Source organism: Streptomyces sp. NPDC057302 (assembly GCF_042667685.1).
Classification (GTDB): Bacteria; Actinomycetota; Actinomycetes; order Streptomycetales; family Streptomycetaceae; genus Streptomyces.
In genome coordinates, this window is record NZ_JBHUZJ010000004.1 from 103,671 (window position 1) to 119,899 (window position 16,229).

The following is a 16,229-nucleotide window of genomic DNA, read 5'->3' on the forward strand; positions in this document are numbered from 1 at the left end:
CGTTTACAAGTACCGGACCCCGGGTCGACTTATGCTGGGGGTCGACTCGTACGTCTCACACCGCCGGTCCGTGCTCGTACGCGCTCGTGCCGCCCGCCCCGCGACCCAGGAGGAACCATCACCGCCCGCAAGGAGAGAGCCGACTCCGTCCGCAACAGGGCCGCGCTGCTGGCCGCCGCCGCCCGGCTGTTCAAGGAGGCCGAGGACCCCGACAGCGTCAAGATGGCCGACATCGCCGAAGCCGCCGGGGCCGGCAAAGGCACGGTCTTCCGGCACTTCTCCGACCGTCTGGGCCTGGTCAGGGCGCTGGTCGTCGAGGAGACGCAGCAACTGCGCGAGCAAGTCGTCGACGGGCCGCCGCCCTTGGGCCCCGGCGCCCCGGCCGGCGAACGGGTGCCCGCGCTCCTGGCCGCACTGCTCGACCTCAAGCTGAACCAGCGCGCGCTGATGCTCGCCCTCGACCGGGCGGGGGTGGGCAGCCCCTACCTCAACCCCGCCTATGACCTGTGGCACTCCGAAGTCGCCGGAATGCTGGTCGACGTACACGGGCGCGAGAACGCCGACTATCTCGCCCACGCCCTGCTCGCCGCCGTACGCAGCGACCTGATCCGCCACCTGACCAGCCAGGGCGCGAGCCCCGGGCAACTGCACGCGGGGCTGCGCAGGCTGTGTGCCTCCGTGCTCGCCCACGGCGGGGACGACGGCGTGGACGCCGGCGCGGACGACGGCGGGTGAGGAGCCGTGGGGCGGCCGGAAAAGAACGTGTAGTCGTCCTGTAACACGACTGGTGTTATCTTCCGGACCGGAAGACTCCCGGGCTCCATGGGGCGGTGCTGGTTCGGATGGCAGTAGGACAACTCCCGGATCAAGTCCGGGAGTTCGCGAGGTACCTCGGAGACCTCCTGGCGCGGCTCGATTCGGGCGCCGGGTGGTGCGGCGTGTTCTGGTCCCGCGATCCCGAGGGGATGCAGGCCTGCCTGGATGGCTCGGAAGTGCCCCCCTGGGACGTGATGGAGGCACTGCTGCACGATCTGGCCACCGGATACGGGGCGCGGGCCGCCGAGCGGGAGACGGAGCGGGCGCGGGCGCTGCATGGTGCCGCGCTGGCCGCGTACGACGCCCGGCCCGGCGGTCGCGGGCTGCTCGGCGAGCGCCTCGACATGATGCTCACCGAGCAGCGGTTCGCCGTGGAACGGCAGGCGGACCTGAGCCGCGCGCTCGCGTCCGCGGCCACGCCGCACGAGGTGGAGCGCCTCAACCGCGATCTGGCCTGGGTCCGCGACGACCACGGTCGGGCGACCGCGCGGTGCGCCGAGCTGAGGGAGCGCATCGAGCGGCTCGACCGGGCCGACCGCCCGCAGTGGGTCGACTTCGGGACTCCGCTGTCGGACGACTTCGCGGCCGAGGTGGCGGACGACTTCGACGCCGGATCGCCCGTCGGCCCGGATGTCCGGGCGTCGAGCGGCTTCAGGGACCGGTCGGCAGGGGGCTACGGCGCCGATGAGTTCGACGCCCTCGACGAGCAGTCGATGACGCCCTTCGGAGCTCGGGCGGCGGACGACTTCGGCAGCAATGTACGGGGCCCCGAAGCGGCGGCACCTGAACTCGCCGCCCGTACAAGGGAATTCGGCGACACGGCGGACGCTCAGGACCCCCAGACCCCGGACGCCCGCACCCTCTCCGTCGGCTCGGACCCCTCCGGCTTCGACGCCCGCCCGCACCCCGAAGCCGTACCCAAGCAGGGCCGCAAGTCACGCGACGCGTCCCGCCGCCCGCGCCGCCCCCGGGGAGCCCGTTTCGCGGGGTTCGCCGGGCCGGACGAGGGCGGGGGCGCGGCCGATGCCGTCGCCGTGCCGGAGGCGGCCACGCGGTCGTCCGCCGCGAACGGCCCGCGCGGCGCGCGGTTCGCGCAGGCCGCCGAGGGGCCGGGCGGCGCCGATGAAGCCGGGAGCCGCGACGCCGCGGGATCCGGCCGTAACGGCACCGGACCGGACCGAGACGGCACAGGAGCGGACTACGACGGCATCGGACCGGACCGCGACGCCGAACGGGCCACCACCGAAGCCGTCGCCGAGCTCGTCCGGCTCCGTCGCGAGGGCCGCAGCGGAGAGGCGCACGGCGTACTCGTCGAGGCGACGGGCTGGCCCGCGGCGCGTATCCCCGTGTTCGCCGGTGAACTGCACCGCGCGGGTCTCGGCGCCGACTGGTCGACGCTGCTCTGGGAGGCCGCGGCCTCGCTGCCGCCCGACCGGCTCGTCGCGCTGGCCGACGCCCTCGCCGGATCCGGCCGCGGCGACGACTGCCGCAAGCTGCTGCGGCAGGGCGTCTCACGGCCCGCCCCGGAGATCGCCGAGGCGGTGCTGGCGCTGATCGACGCGGGCCGCGAGCGCGAGGCCCGCGCCCTGCTCGACGCCTACATACGGGTCCGCACCCCCGAGGACGCGGCTGCCTGCGCGCACACCGATCCGTACCGCGTCATCCCGCTGCTGCTCCGGGCCGCCCAGGGGGTGTCGGACGAGCGCCACTGGGATCTCGTGCACGCGCTGCGCGTTGCCGGATTCAGCGCCTGAGGCGGCTGACGCGCCCGTTTCGTTTGTGCGTTCTCGTCCGTTTCTCGCCCGCTCGGGTGCGAAACATGATCGACTCCGCCGGTTAACGGCGATGGTCTTGCCCAGCCCGGCGACGAGGCTTACGTTTTCCTGTCTACGCACCAAGTCTACGGGCGTAGAAGCTCTCTGACGTCCCGTCGAAGGAGCAGCTCATGGTCAACGTCGTACGCGCCGCACTGGTCCAGGCAACCTGGACAGGCGACACCGAATCCATGATTGCCAAGCACGAGGAGCACGCCCGCGAGGCGGCCCGCCAGGGTGCGAAGATCATCGGCTTCCAGGAGGTGTTCAACGCCCCCTACTTCTGCCAGGTGCAAGAGGCCGAGCACTACCGCTGGGCCGAGCAGGTACCGGAAGGGCCCACCGTCACGCGGATGCGGGAACTCGCCCGTGAGACCGGCATGGTCATCGTGGTCCCGGTCTTCGAGGTCGAGCAGTCCGGCTTCTACTTCAACACCGCCGCCGTGATCGACGCCGACGGCACGTATCTGGGGAAGTACCGCAAGCACCACATCCCCCAGGTCAAGGGCTTCTGGGAGAAGTACTACTTCAAGCCGGGGAACGCGGGCTGGCCCGTCTTCGACACGGCGGTCGGCAAGGTCGGCGTCTACATCTGCTACGACCGCCACTTCCCCGAGGGCTGGCGCCAGCTCGGCCTGAACGGCGCCCAGATCGTCTACAACCCCTCCGCCACGTCCCGCGGCCTCTCCGCCTACCTCTGGCAGCTCGAACAGCCGGCCGCGGCCGTCGCCAACGAGTACTTCATCGCCGCGATCAACCGCGTGGGCGTCGAGGAGTACGGCGACAACGACTTCTACGGTACGTCGTACTTCGTCGACCCGCGCGGCCAGTTCGTCGGCGATACCGCGAGCGACAAGGCCGAGGAACTCGTCGTCAGGGACCTGGACTTGGGGCTCATCGAGGAAGTACGCCAGCAGTGGGCGTTCTACCGGGACCGCCGCCCCGACGCGTACGAAGGACTGGTACAGCCGTGAAGGACCTCCACACCCGCCACCAGGCCGTCCTGCCCGAGTGGCTCGCGCTCTACTACGCCGACCCGCTGGAGATCACCCACGGGGAGGGCCGCCACGTCTGGGGCGCGGACGGCAAGCAGTATCTGGACTTCTTCGGCGGCATCCTCACCACGATGACCGCCCACGCGCTGCCCGAGGTCACCAAGGCGGTCAGCGAGCAGGCCGGACGGATCATCCACTCGTCCACGCTCTACCTCAACCGGCCGATGATCGACCTCGCCGAGCGGGTCGCGGGACTCTCCGGCATCCCGGACGCCCGCGTCTTCTTCACCACGTCGGGGACCGAGGCCAACGACACGGCGCTGCTCCTGGCCACCGCGCACCGCCGCTCGAACCAGATCCTGGCGATGCGCAACAGCTACCACGGCCGCTCCTTCACGGCCGTCGGCATCACCGGCAACAACGCCTGGTCGCCGACCAGCCTCTCGCCGCTCCAGACGCTGTACGTCCACGGCGGCGTCCGCAGCCGAGGCCCGTACGCCGCGCTGAGCGACGCCGAGTTCATCGAGGCCTGCGTCGCCGACCTCAAGGACATGCTCGGGCAGGCGCGCGGGGGAGTGGCGGCGCTGATCGCCGAGCCCATCCAGGGCGTCGGCGGCTTCACCTCGCCGCCGGACGGTCTGTACGCCGCCTTCCGCGAAGTCCTGTGGGAGCACGGCGTCCTGTGGATCTCGGACGAGGTGCAGACCGGCTGGGGCCGCACCGGCGACCACTTCTGGGGCTGGCAGGCGCACGCCGCGAGCGGCCCGCCGGACATACTCACCTTCGCCAAGGGCATCGGCAACGGCATGTCCATCGGTGGCGTCGTCGCGAGCGCCGAGGTCATGAACTCCCTTGACTCCAACTCCATTTCGACCTTCGGCGGCTCGCCGGTCACCATGGCGGCGGGCCTCGCCAACCTCACGTACCTCCTGGAGCACGACCTCCAGGGCAACGCACGGCGGGTCGGCGGTCTGCTCATCGAGCGGGTGCGCGCCATCTGTGCCCAGCTGCCCGTCGTACGCGAAGTGCGCGGCCGTGGCCTGATGATCGGCATCGAGCTGGTCAACCCCGGGACGGGCGAGGCCGATCCGCAGGCGGCGGCCGCCGTGCTCGAAGCGGCCCGCGAAGGCGGACTCCTCATCGGCAAGGGCGGCGGCCACGACACCAGCGTCCTGCGCATCGCGCCACCGCTCTCGCTGACCGTCGCGGAGGCGGAAGAAGGAGCGGCGATCCTCGAACAGGCCCTGCGCAGCGTCTAGTTCACGCGCCTCGCGGTAGTTCACGTGCCTTCCGGTATGAACGTACGAGCATGAAAGGGAGCGCCCCATCATGAGTACCCGCACCCTGATCCGCGGCGGACTCGTCATCACCGCCGCCGAAGAGGTCCACGCCGACGTGCTGATCGAGGACGGCAGGATCGCCGCGCTCGCCGCACACGGCTCGGGCGCCGCCGACGCGTGGACCGCGGACCACGTCATCGACGCCTCCCACAAGTACGTGATCCCGGGCGGAGTCGACGCGCACACGCACATGGACTTCCCGTTCGGCGGCACGTTCTCCTCCGACGACTTCGAGACGGGCACCCGGGCCGCGGCCTGGGGCGGCACCACCACGATCGTCGACTTCGCGGTGCAGACCAAGGGCCAGGCGCTGCGTGCGGGTCTGGACGCCTGGTACGCGAAGGCGGACGGCAAGTGCGCGATCGACTACGGCTTCCACATGATCCTCTCGGACGTCAACGAGAAGTCCTTGCGGGAGATGGACCTGCTGATCGAGGAAGGGGTCAGCTCCTTCAAGCTCTTCACCGCGTATCCGGGAGTCTTCTTCAGCGACGACGGCCAGATCCTGCGCGCGATGCAGCGGGCCGCCGCCAACGGCGGGCTGATCATGACGCACGCGGAGAACGGCCTCGCCATCGACGTACTGGTGGAGCAGGCGCTCGCCCGCGGCGAGACGGATCCGCGCTACCACGGTGAGGTGCGCAAGTCGCTCCTGGAGGCGGAGGCGACGCACCGGGTGATCAAGCTCGCCCAGGTGGCGGGCGCGCCGGTGTACGTCGTGCACGTGTCGGCGCAGGAGGCGGTGGCCGAGCTGGCGAGGGCGCGCGACGAGGGCCTGCCGGTGTTCGGGGAGACGTGCCCGCAGTATCTCTTCCTGTCCACGGACAACCTCGCGGAGCCCGATTTCGAGGGATCCAAGTACGTCTGCTCGACCCCGCTGCGCCCGCGCGAGCACCAGGCCGCGCTCTGGCGCGGCCTGCGCACGAACGACCTGCAGGTGGTGTCCACGGACCACTGCCCGTTCTGCTTCGTGGGCCAGAAGGAGCTGGGCCGCGGGGACTTCTCCAAGATCCCGAACGGCCTTCCGGGGGTCGAGAACCGCATGGACCTCCTCCACCAGGCGGTCGTCGACGGGCACATCAGCCGCCGCCGCTGGATCGAGATCGCCTGCGCGAGCCCGGCCCGGATGTTCGGCCTGTACGGCAAGAAGGGCACGATCGCGCCGGGCGCGGACGCGGACGTCGTCATCTACGACCCGGCCGCCGAGCAGGTCATGTCGGCCGACACCCACCACATGAACGTGGACTACTCCGCGTACGAGGGCAAGCACGTCACGGGCCAGGTGGAGACGGTCCTGTCCCGCGGTGAAGTGGTCATCGACCAGCGGAAGTTCACCGGGCGGGCCGGACATGGCGCGTACGTTCCGCGTGGCGTCACCCAGTACCTCGGCTAGTCGGCAAGGGGAGAGCGCATCATGGATTTCGGACTTGTCCTGCAGACCGATCCGCCGGCCGCACAGGTGATCAGCCTCATGAAGCGTGCCGAGCGCAACGGCTTCACGCACGGCTGGACCTTCGACTCGGCCGTCCTGTGGCAGGAGCCCTTCGTCATCTACAGCCAGATCCTGGCCCACACCGACCGGCTGATCGTCGGCCCGATGGTCACCAACCCGGGCACCCGCACCTGGGAGGTGACGGCCTCCACGTTCGCCACGCTCAACGACATGTACGGCAACCGCACCGTGTGCGGCATCGGGCGCGGCGACAGCGCGATGCGGGTGGCGGGCCGTACGCCGAACACCCTCGCCCGGATCAGCGAGTCGATGAAGGTCATCCGCTCGCTGGCATCGGGCGGGGAAGCGGACCTGGGCGGCACCACGATCCGCTTCCCCTGGATCAAGCCGGACGCGCAACTCCCGGTCTGGATGGCCGCGTACGGCCCCAAGGCGCTGAAGATGGCGGGCGAGGAGGCCGACGGATTCATCCTCCAGCTGGCCGACCCGTATCTGACGGAGACGATGGTGAAGGCGGTCCGCGACGCCGCCGCCGCGGCGGGCCGCGACCCGTCCTCGGTGACGATCTGCGTCGCGGCCCCCGCGTACCTGACGCAGGACGACTCACCGGCGTCCTTGGCCCACGCCCGCGAGCAGTGCCGCTGGTTCGGCGGCATGGTCGGCAACCACGTCGCCGACCTGGTGGCCAAGTACGGCGAGCACTCGGACCTGGTCCCCGAGGCCCTCACCGAGTACATCAAGGCCCGCGAGGGCTACGACTACTCCCACCACGGACGCGCCGACAACCCCGACACGGCCTTCGTCCCGGACGAGATCGTGGACCGCTTCTGCGTCATCGGCACACCACGCCAACACATCGCGAAACTGGAGGAGTTGAAGCGCCTGGGAGTCGACCAGTTCGCGCTGTACGCGATGCACGACGCCCGTGAGGACGTCATCGACGGGTACGGCACCACGGTCATCCCCGCCCTGTCGTGAGCGGCGGTCGGTGAGCGGCGGTCGGTGAGCGGCGGTCGGTGAGCGGCCCCGCGACGACCCGAACCGGCCGACCTTGCACTGGCCCTGACGCAGAGGGGTGTGACCCTTTTGCGATCTTTGTCGTACGGTAAACTGACGAACTGAGCCAAGGCGCTCCATTGAGCTGACAGTTGCTCAATTTTCAAGCGGCGACGTTGATCGCCGACGGTCTGAGGGGTGGGGGCAGGAGATGGGTCGCAGTACGCGCGCCGCCCGGCTCCCCGTGTCCGGTGTCTTCCGTGACCGCGCCGAGGTGCGCGCTCCCAGGGTCGTGCGCATCGACAACTCCGGCCGCGACAGCGTGCCTGATACCGACGGCGCCATGACGAGCAGCCCGCGCCTCTGATGCCTTCGGGGTCCCGACCCCGTTCCGCGTGCGCCCAGTTGCCGTCATCCACCTCCACCTGCCGACGGCACCAGTGCCCCGCGCCGCAGCGCGCCGCCGTGTCTGCCGTCGACCCGACCAGGGAGAGCAGATGACCACCCAGGAGATTCCCGAGCAGCTCCTCGACGGTTACGCCGACATTCTCACCGGGGCCGCCGCGACCGGCCGCCGCCTGACCCGTGAGGAGCTGACGTCACGCCGGGCGCTCGGCGCGCAGGCCGCCAACGCCGGATACGCGTGGCGCGTCCTCATCCGCGAACACCTCAACGCCACCCGCGTCCACCGTCCTACGACCGGCGACCCCGACCACCTGCTCGCGACCGCCGAGCAGGCCATCGACGCCTTCGCCGAGGGGTACGAACACGCGCAACGTCTCGTCGTACGCCAAGAGGAGGCCGCCCGGCGGGAGTTGATCGACGACCTGCTGTACGGGAGAGGCGACCTGGGGCGCCTCGCGGCCCGCGCCGAGCGCTTCGGCCTGCGGCTGTCCCACGCGCACGCGGTGGCCGTGGCCGAGGGGCCGACCGCGTACGACGAGACCGACCCCGTCTCACGTGACGTGGAGAGCGACCTCGTCGGCCGCTTCGGCGACCGCCACATCCTGCTCACCACCAAGGACGGCCGCCTCGTGTGCATCGCCCCCGCCCATCAGGAGGAGGTCCTCACCCACTTCGCCAAGCGGGCCCACGCCGCCACCGACGGCGGCCGCATCGCCATCGGCCGCCCCCAGCCCGGAGCGGCGGGCATCGCCCACAGCTACGAAGAAGCCGTCAGCACCCTGGAGCTCGCGACGCGCATGGGCTTCGACGAGCCCGTGCTGCGCGCCGCCGACCTCCTGGTCTTCCCCGTCCTCGCCCGCGACCGCCAGGCCCTGGTGGACCTGGTGCTCAACACGCTGGGCCCGCTGGAGGAGGCGCGGGGCGGAGCCGGGCCCCTGCTGGAGACCCTGCTCGCCTACTTCGACTCGGGGTGCGTGGCGGCCCAGGCGGCGCGGGAGTTGTCACTGAGCGTCCGAGCCCTCACGTACCGCCTGGAGCGTGTCCGCACCCTCACCGGCTCCGACCCCGCCGACCCGCTGGACCGCTACACCCTCCAGACGGCGGTGATCGGGGCCCGGCTGCTCGGCTGGCCCGGCACCTCGCTGTGAGGGTCAGTCGGTGACGTCGATCTTGCCGTTGAGCTTGGTGGGAGCGGCGCCCGCGGGCACGGGGGGCGTGCCGCCGGTGATGCCCTTGAGGAGTTCGGCGAGGTCGACCCCCGTGGTGGAGCTGAGGAGTTCGACGCCCTGGGCGACGTTGTCGGCGACCGTGCGCGACAGCTGGCTCGCGCCGTCCGTGGAGATCACGGTCATCTTGTCGATCGCGCTGAGCGGCTCGGACGCCTTGGCCACCACGCTGGGCAGCACCTCGACGAGCATCTGGAGCACCGCAGCGTCGCCGTACCGGTCGAACGCGTCGGCCTTCTTGCGCATCGCCTCCGCCTCAGCGGCTCCCTTGGCGCCGATCGCTGCGGCGTCGGCCTCGCCCTCCAGGCGTACGGCGTCGGCGAGCGCGGCACGCCGGGCCTTCTCGCCCTCACCGGTCAGCCGGGCCCGGTCGGCATCGGCCTGGGCCTGCTTGACCAGGGAGACGCGGCGGGCCTCCGCCTCCTGCTCGGCCTGGTAGCGCGCGGCGTCGGCGGGCTTGCGGACCTTGGTGTCCAGCTCCCGGTCGGTCAGGGCGGCCTGGCGCTGGGCGACCTTCTCCTGCTCGGTGAGGACCTCCTGCTGGCGGGCCGCGTCGGCGAGCGGTCCAGCGGCCCCCGCGCGGGCGGACGCCTCGTCGGTCTCGGCCTTGATCTCGGCCTGCTTGAGGGAGAACGTCCGCTGGGCGATCGCGATCTCCTCCTCGGCCTTCAGCCGTGCCTGCTCGGCGGCGCGGCGGGCCACGGCCTCCGCGATGTCCGCCTCCTGCTTGGCGCGGGCGGCCTCGGGACGGCCGAGGTCCTCCAGGTAGGAACCCTCGGTGGTGATGTCCTGGATCTGGAAGGCGTCGAGCACCAGGCCCTGCCCGGACAGGCTCGCCTCGGCCTCCTCGGCGACCTGCCCCGCGAAGGCGGCGCGGTCACGGATGATGTCCTCCACCGACATCCGGCCCACGATGGAGCGCAGCGCCCCGGAGAGCACCTCCTGGGTGAAGCCGACGATGCCGCCCTGCTGGGCGAGGAAGCGCTGGGCCGCGGCGCGTATGGAGTCCTCGGTGCCGCCGACCTTGACGATCGCGACGCCCTCCAGGTTGGCCTTCACGCCGCGCAGCGTCACCGCGCCGCGCACCGCGACGGGAATGTGCCGCGAGGACAGGTCGAGCGTGAACTTCTGCTGGACGAACGGCACGACGAACACGCCGCCGCCCACCACGACCTTCTGGCCGCTGTTGTCGGTGGAGATCAGGCCGGTGTCGGGATCGGTGGACTTCTTGCCGCGCCGCCCGGTCACGATGAAGGCCTCGCTGGGCCCGGCGACCTTGTAGCGGGTCACGACGACGAGCGCGAGCAGTACGAGGAGTACGACGACTCCGATGACGGCGGTCAGGACTGGACTCATGGTGAATTCCCCCCTGCCTCCCGGGGGCGGCAGATCGGTGATGTTGTACGGGTAGGTGGGCGCGGGACGCTGCTCAGCGCCGCACGGGGCGGACCGCGACCGAGGTCGGCGAGAGTGCCGCCTCCACCCAGACCTCGGTGCCGCGGGTGACGGCCTCGGCGCTCTTGGCGGCGAACTTGACCGGCTGACCGGCCAGTTGGAGCAGCACCTCGCCATAGCCGTCGACCGGGATCGCGGTGACCACGGCCCCCGCGGTGCCCACGAGATCGTCGCCCCGTGGCGTGGCCGCGGTCTGATCCCGCATCAGGGCGCGGCTGAACGTCCATGTCAGCCGGCCCGCCCCCACGCCGACGACCGCTCCGGCGGCGGTGGCGGCGCCCGCGCCGAGTCCGGTCGTGCCGAGCACGATCGCGCCGCCGAAGCCGAGCATGGACACGAAACCGGCGACGACGGGAAGGGACAGCAGCCCGTCGAAGAGCCCGTCGAGCACGCCCACACCGTCGAAGAGACCTTCGAGGACCCCGTCGAGGACGAGGGAGAGGATCAGCAGCACGATCCCCGCGACACCAAGACCCAGAAAGACAGTCACCGGAGCACCTCCCCACATTGCCGGATGTCTCGGTGAGGTGGGGATCTTCGCATGCGGGGCAGATGGGGCACATTGCCGTGATCCGGCAATCATCACGGTTCTTTCATGCCGGTCCCTGCGTGGGGTGTCGGCGGCGCCGGTCGCCCGCGGCGGGCTGCTGGCGGTGGGGAGGCGCGCGGGCTCCGGGGGAGGCCGGTGGGCGGCCTAGACTGGACCCTCGCGTACGAGACGTTCGTACGCGCGGGTCCGGGCGCGGAGGGAGGACGACTGTGGGAGCGGACGGCACCGGCTTCGACGATCCGTCGGCCGACGTCCTCGCCGAGGCGGCTTCGGCCTTCGGCCTGCTCGCCTCCTCCGCGCGGCTGCACATCGTGTGGGCGCTCGCGCAGGGCGAGAGCGACGTGACGGGGCTCGCGGAGCGGGTCGGCGGCGCGCTGCCCGCGGTCAGCCAGCATCTGACGAAGCTGAAACTGGCCGGGCTCGTCCGTTCCCGGCGCGAGGGCCGGCGCCAGGTCTACTTCGTCGACGACGCGGGTGTGGTGACCGTGGTGCGGCTGATGGTCGGCCAGCTGACCGACCGCGCCGAGAACGCCGACCGTGCCGGTATCGCCCACCGCGCCGGTTCCGCCGACCGTGCTGATCACGCCGACCGTGCCGCGAAGGCTCCCGCACGCCGGCTCCGCGGCCTTGGTGCCTGAGGCCGCAGCCGGTGGGCTCACCTCCCTCGAGGTGCTGCGCCGTGTGGACAGCGGCCCGCGCGGACTGACGGACGCGGAGGCCGAGCGGCGCGTCGCCCGGTTCGGCGAGAACACCCTTCCCGACCGGCGTGCGGTGTCGTGGCCCAGGCTCTTCGGCCGCAGCCTGCGCGATCCGTTCACGGTGGTGCTGCTCTGCCTGGGCCTGGTGTCGGCCACCGTCGCCTCCTGGGGCACCGCCTGCGTGATCCTGTGCCTGGTCGTCGTCAGCGGAGTGCTGCGGACGTCCGGCGAGTACCGCGCCGACCGGTCCATGGCCGCGCTCCGCGCCCTGGTGGCCACCACCGCGACCGTGCTGCGCCGCGCGGAACGGGACCAGGCCCCAGAGGAGCGGGAGATCCCGGTCGAGGAACTGGTGCCCGGGGATGTGGTGCGGCTCGGTCCCGGCGACCTCGTCCCCGCCGACGTACGACTGCTGCGCGCCAGTGGGCTCAGCGTGCGCCAGGCCGCGCTGACGGGCGAGTCGGCGCCGGTGCCCAAGGCCGCCGCCGACGTGCCGGGGCCGCGGGGCCCCGAAGGAGCCTTCGAGCAGCCGCACCTCTGCTTCCAGGGCAGCGGCGTCGCCTCGGGCAGCGCCAGCGCGGTGGTCGTCGCGACCGGGGCGCGGACCCGGTTCGCCGCCGCGCACGCTCTGCCGGGGCGGCGCGCGCCGAGCGCCTTCGACCGCTCCGTGCACGGCATCTCCTGGGTGCTCATCCGGTTCATGCTGCTGACCCCGCCGCTCGTCCTGATCGCCAACGCCGCCCTGCGCGGGCGCGGCCTGGAGACGCTGCCGTTCGCGGTCGCCGTGGCGGTCGGGCTGACGCCGGAGATGCTGCCGGTCATCGTCACCACCTGCCTGGCACGCGGGGCCTCGCTCCTGGCCCGTACGCACGGGGTGATCGTCAAGCGGCTGCCCGCGCTGCACGACCTCGGCGCCGTCGACGTCCTGTGCCTGGACAAGACCGGCACGCTCACCGAGGACCGGCCCGTCCTGGACCGCACCCTGGGGCCCGACGGGCGCGCGGCGCCCGAAGCGCTGCACTGGGCCGCGGTCAACTCCTGGTGGACACTCCAGCTCGCCGAGCTGCCCGCCCCCGACCCGCTCGACGACGCGGTGCTCGACGCGGCGGGCGAGGACGAAGCCATGCGGTACGAGGGGGTGGCGGCGCTTCCCTTCGATCCCGTACGCCGCCTCGCCACCGCCGTCGTACGCGGCCACGGAAGCCTCGGCACCCACACGCTCGTGGTCAAGGGCGCGGTCGAGGCCGTGTTGGAGCGTTGCGTGCTCGACGGCCCCGAGCGCGAGCGGCTCCTGTCCCTGGCCGCCGACCAAGCGCACGGCGGCCTGCGCCTCCTGGCGGTGGCCACCGCCGAGCGGCCCGCCCGCACCCGCGCCTACACCCCGGCCGACGAACGCGGCCTGACCTTCCGCGGCTTCCTCACCCTGCGGGACGCGCTCGCCCCGACCGCCGCCATCGCCCTGCGCGACCTCGCCGACAGCGGCATCACGGTCAAGATCCTCACCGGCGACCATCCGGGGACGGCGGCGCGGGCCTGCCGCGAGCTGGGGATCGGCCCCGGCGAAGTCCTCACCGCCGACCGCGTCGACAGCCTCACCGACGCCGAACTCGCCGAGGCCGCCGACCGCACCACCGTCTTCGCCCGCTGCACCCCCGAGCACAAGGCCCGCGTCACGGCGGCGCTGCGGTCGCGCGGGCACACCACCGGGTTCCTCGGCGACGGGGTCAACGACCTGCCCGCCCTGCGGTCCGCCGACGTCGGGATCGCCCCGCGGGCCGCTGTGGACGTCGTACGCGAGAGCGCCGACGTGGTGCTCGCCGACAAGGACCTCACCGCGGTCGGCCACGCCGTCCTCGCGGGCCGCCACAGCAGCGGCAACATCGCCACGTATCTGCGCGTCACCCTCTCCTCGAACCTCGGCAACGTCATCGCGATGCTCTGCGCGGGCCTCCTGCTGCCGTTCCTGCCGATGCTCCCCGCGCAGGTCCTCGTGCAGAACCTCTGCTTCGACGCCGCGCAGCTCGCCTTCGCCTACGAGCGGCCCCACCCGGCGGTTCTCGCCCGCCCCACCGTGCTGCGGCCCCGCGCCTTCCTGCGCCTCATCACCGGCTTCGGCGCCCTCAACGCCCTCGCCGACCTCGCCACCTTCCTCGTCCTCACGCTCGCCCTGCACGGCCCCGGAGCCGTGGACGACCAGGCGGTGTTCCACTCCGGGTGGTTCACCGAGAACCTGCTGACCCAGGCCCTGGTGATGCTGCTCCTGCGGACCGGCCGCCGCCGCGCGGAGGGCAGGACGCCCGGTCCGGTCGGCCTGTCGGTGGCCGCGCTCGCCGCCGTGGGACTGCTCCTGCCGCTCTCCCCGCTGGGCCCGCTCCTGGGCATGACGGCGCTTCCGGTCCTGTACTACCCGCTGCTCGCGGTCGTCCTCGGGCTGTACGCGGCGGCGCTCGGGGTGGCCCGAAGGCGCTGGGGTCCTCAGCCGTAGGAGAGGTCGGAGCAGGGGTTGTCGTCGCCGGAGCGGGCGTCGTCGGCGACCTGGGAGGGGACGGGTTCCGGCTCGACGGACGGGGTGGCCGAGGGGGTTCGCGCGTACGACAGGCCGAGCGTGACCGTGATGCCGGGCGCGCTCGCCGACTCGACCTCCGCGCCCGGGAACAGCCGGGCGAGCGACTTCGCCCGGCTCTTCTCGCCGGGGCCGTACGCGATCACCGTGGTGGCGTGGTCCTGGGCATCGGCGGTCGCGGTGCCGGTGACCGTGAAGCCGTGCTCGGTGAGGGTTTTGGCCGCGCGGGCGGCGAGGCCGGAGACGGTGGTGCCGTTGCGGACGGACACGGCGGCGCCCTCTCCGGAGACCGGCGCGGCGCTCTTCGCGTCGGTGGGTTCTCTCGTGCCCTTCCCGCCGTTCTTGCCGCTGGCGTCCGCACCGTCCAGCGTGCGGTCGTCCTTGAGCGAGGCCCACAGCGCGTCGGCGTCCGGCTGGACGACGGCGACGCGCGAACCCTCGTACCGCCAGGGGATGGTGACGAACTTGGTGTTGCCCAGGTCGATGTCCTTGAGGGACATCGCGAACGAGATCAGCTTGTCGGCGGAGCCGAGACCGGGATCGACGGTCAGGGAATGCGTCGCGGCGTCCGCGAGCGGCAGCAGCTTGGTGGGGGTCAGACCGTCGCTCTTGAGCTTTTTCAACAGGCTCGCGACAAAGGCCTGCTGGCGCTTGATGCGGCCTATGTCGGAGCCGTCGCCGATGCCGTGCCGGATGCGTACGTAGTCCAGCGCCTTGTGGCCCGACACCTTCTGCTCGCCCTTGGCGAAGAGACGGGCGCCGCGCGTGCCGCGGTGGGGGTTGAGATCGCGCTGGTAGACGTCCTGCGGCAGACACACCTCGACCCCGCCCACCACGTCCGTCAGCTCCGCGAACCCCTTGAAGTCCACGACGACGGTGTGGTCCACCCGCAGTCCGGTGAGGTGCTCGACGGTGTTCTGGGTGCAGGCGGGGTTGCCCTTGGCGGTCTCGCCCACGGAGTACGCGGCGTTGAACATCGTGTCCGGCCGGGCCTTGGTCCAGCTGCCGTCCGGGAGTTTGCAGGGCGGCAGGTCCACGAGGGTGTCGCGGGGAATGGAGACGGCGACGGCGTGCCGGTGGTCGGCGTACACGTGCAGCAGGAAGGCGGTGTCGGAGCGCCCGATGTCGCTCTTGTCGCCGCCGCCGAGCGCGCTGTTCCCCGCGGTGCGCGCGTCCGAGCCGATGACCAGGACGTTCTCGCCCTTGGACGCGTCGGCGTCGGGCCGGTCGCCGGAGACGCCATCCGCCGCGAAGGTGTCGATGTTGCCGCTGAGTCTGAAGTACACCCACCCGGCGCCGGCCGTCACGAGGACGAGCAACGACAGGACGATGCCGAGCGTGAGCCGCACACGGCCGCGCTTGCGCCGACGGCCGCGTGCCGTTGCACGGTGGCTGGTTGTCATGGGTGCGCCCTGCCCGTCCGAGTCGATCCGCCTCATGGAGAGGGACCTTCCGGCCCGCCCCATGGTTGTACAGTTGCGCAATGTAGCAATCTTTTCTGAGGCAACCGACAGCTGAGTGGCAGCTGGACATCTGTGGAGAAGGGCGGGCGACGATGCTCCGTAACGGACTGGAACCCTGGCATCTGCTCATCGTGGGAATCGTGGTCATCGTGCTGTTCGGATCCAAGAAGCTGCCGGACACGGCCCGCGCGGTGGGCAAGTCCCTGCGGATCCTCAAGAGCGAGACCAGGGCCATGCGGGAGGACGGCGCGGACTGACCGACGAGGAGATCGCCGCGCACCTGGTGATCGGCCCGTGCACGGCGAAGGCGCACGTGAGCCGGGCGATGGCGAAACTCGGGGCGCGTGACCGGGCCCAACTGGTCCACTTCGCCTGCGAGTCGGGGCTTGTCGCGGCCCGCGACGCGGCTCCGTGGGGACAGTCAGGGGGAGCCATGGCCATGGCATGATCTGCGC

13 protein-coding genes and 2 pseudogenes are annotated in these 16,229 nt (G+C 71.7%); 12 read left to right on the forward strand and 3 right to left on the reverse strand.

All coding sequences use genetic code 11. The features are described 5' to 3' along the window. Positions 1 to 168 precede the first annotated feature (168 nt). The 8 genes from ACFUPX_RS04920 to ACFUPX_RS04955 all read left to right on the forward strand — a co-directional run bounded on the left by ACFUPX_RS04920 (position 169) and on the right by ACFUPX_RS04955 (position 8,967). Positions 169 to 735 carry a TetR/AcrR family transcriptional regulator gene (locus ACFUPX_RS04920; RefSeq protein WP_383316436.1) on the forward strand — a complete coding sequence of 189 codons (567 nt, stop codon included), beginning with the start codon at positions 169 to 171 and terminating at the stop codon, positions 733 to 735. A 107-nt stretch (positions 736 to 842) separates the two neighbouring features. After that, positions 843 to 2,570, forward strand: a complete 1,728-nt coding sequence (locus ACFUPX_RS04925; RefSeq protein WP_383316023.1) for a hypothetical protein — start codon at positions 843 to 845, stop codon at positions 2,568 to 2,570. A 191-nt stretch (positions 2,571 to 2,761) separates the two neighbouring features. Continuing rightward, complete coding sequence (locus ACFUPX_RS04930; RefSeq protein WP_383316025.1) at positions 2,762 to 3,604, forward strand: nitrilase-related carbon-nitrogen hydrolase; 843 nt, start codon at positions 2,762 to 2,764, stop codon at positions 3,602 to 3,604. Then, on the forward strand, positions 3,601 to 4,884 hold the full coding sequence (locus ACFUPX_RS04935; protein WP_383316030.1) for an aspartate aminotransferase family protein: 1,284 nt from the start codon (positions 3,601 to 3,603) through the stop codon (positions 4,882 to 4,884). Before ACFUPX_RS04930 ends, ACFUPX_RS04935 begins: the two co-directional genes overlap by 4 nt. A 70-nt stretch (positions 4,885 to 4,954) precedes the next feature. Beyond that, positions 4,955 to 6,358, forward strand: coding sequence for a dihydropyrimidinase (gene hydA, locus ACFUPX_RS04940; protein ID WP_383316033.1), 1,404 nt, complete (start codon positions 4,955 to 4,957; stop codon positions 6,356 to 6,358). Positions 6,359 to 6,379: 21 nt separating this feature from the next. Beyond that, a complete protein-coding gene (locus tag ACFUPX_RS04945) occupies positions 6,380 to 7,396 on the forward strand; it encodes a TIGR03842 family LLM class F420-dependent oxidoreductase (protein WP_383316037.1) in 1,017 nt (338 codons plus the stop codon). A gap of 229 nt (positions 7,397 to 7,625) precedes the next feature. Continuing rightward, complete coding sequence (locus ACFUPX_RS04950; protein WP_383316041.1) at positions 7,626 to 7,781, forward strand: hypothetical protein; 156 nt, start codon at positions 7,626 to 7,628, stop codon at positions 7,779 to 7,781. 130 nt (positions 7,782 to 7,911) lie between these two features. After that, positions 7,912 to 8,967, forward strand: coding sequence for a PucR family transcriptional regulator (locus ACFUPX_RS04955; protein ID WP_383316044.1), 1,056 nt, complete (start codon positions 7,912 to 7,914; stop codon positions 8,965 to 8,967). Between the two features lie 3 nt (positions 8,968 to 8,970). Here ACFUPX_RS04955 and ACFUPX_RS04960 read toward each other — a convergent pair whose 3' ends face one another. Both ACFUPX_RS04960 and ACFUPX_RS04965 read right to left on the reverse strand, forming a co-directional pair. Next, positions 8,971 to 10,401, reverse strand: coding sequence for a flotillin family protein (locus ACFUPX_RS04960; protein WP_383316046.1), 1,431 nt, complete (start codon positions 10,399 to 10,401; stop codon positions 8,971 to 8,973). A gap of 73 nt (positions 10,402 to 10,474) precedes the next feature. Then, complete coding sequence (locus ACFUPX_RS04965; RefSeq protein WP_383316050.1) at positions 10,475 to 10,990, reverse strand: hypothetical protein; 516 nt, start codon at positions 10,988 to 10,990, stop codon at positions 10,475 to 10,477. Positions 10,991 to 11,259: 269 nt separating this feature from the next. Here ACFUPX_RS04965 and ACFUPX_RS04970 point away from each other — a divergent pair. Beyond that, positions 11,260 to 11,583, forward strand: a pseudogene (locus tag ACFUPX_RS04970) (ArsR/SmtB family transcription factor); the annotation flags it as partial. Positions 11,584 to 11,677: 94 nt separating this feature from the next. Continuing rightward, positions 11,678 to 14,233, forward strand: coding sequence for a magnesium-translocating P-type ATPase (gene mgtA, locus ACFUPX_RS04975; RefSeq protein ID WP_383316439.1), 2,556 nt, complete (start codon positions 11,678 to 11,680; stop codon positions 14,231 to 14,233). Here the strand turns inward: mgtA and ACFUPX_RS04980 are convergent. After that, entirely contained in the window at positions 14,224 to 15,714 is a 1,491-nt protein-coding gene (locus ACFUPX_RS04980; protein WP_383316053.1) for an LCP family protein, read from the reverse strand. The two genes, mgtA and ACFUPX_RS04980, sit on opposite strands and share 10 nt — an antisense overlap. 152 nt (positions 15,715 to 15,866) lie before the next feature. Here ACFUPX_RS04980 and tatA point away from each other — a divergent pair, with 152 nt between their 5' ends. Next, positions 15,867 to 16,031, forward strand: a complete 165-nt coding sequence (gene tatA, locus ACFUPX_RS04985) for a Sec-independent protein translocase subunit TatA (RefSeq protein ID WP_383316057.1) — start codon at positions 15,867 to 15,869, stop codon at positions 16,029 to 16,031. After that, positions 16,022 to 16,222: pseudogene (locus tag ACFUPX_RS04990) on the forward strand (helix-turn-helix transcriptional regulator); the annotation flags it as partial. The gene tatA and the pseudogene ACFUPX_RS04990, both read left to right, overlap by 10 nt. Positions 16,223 to 16,229: the final 7 nt, after the last annotated feature.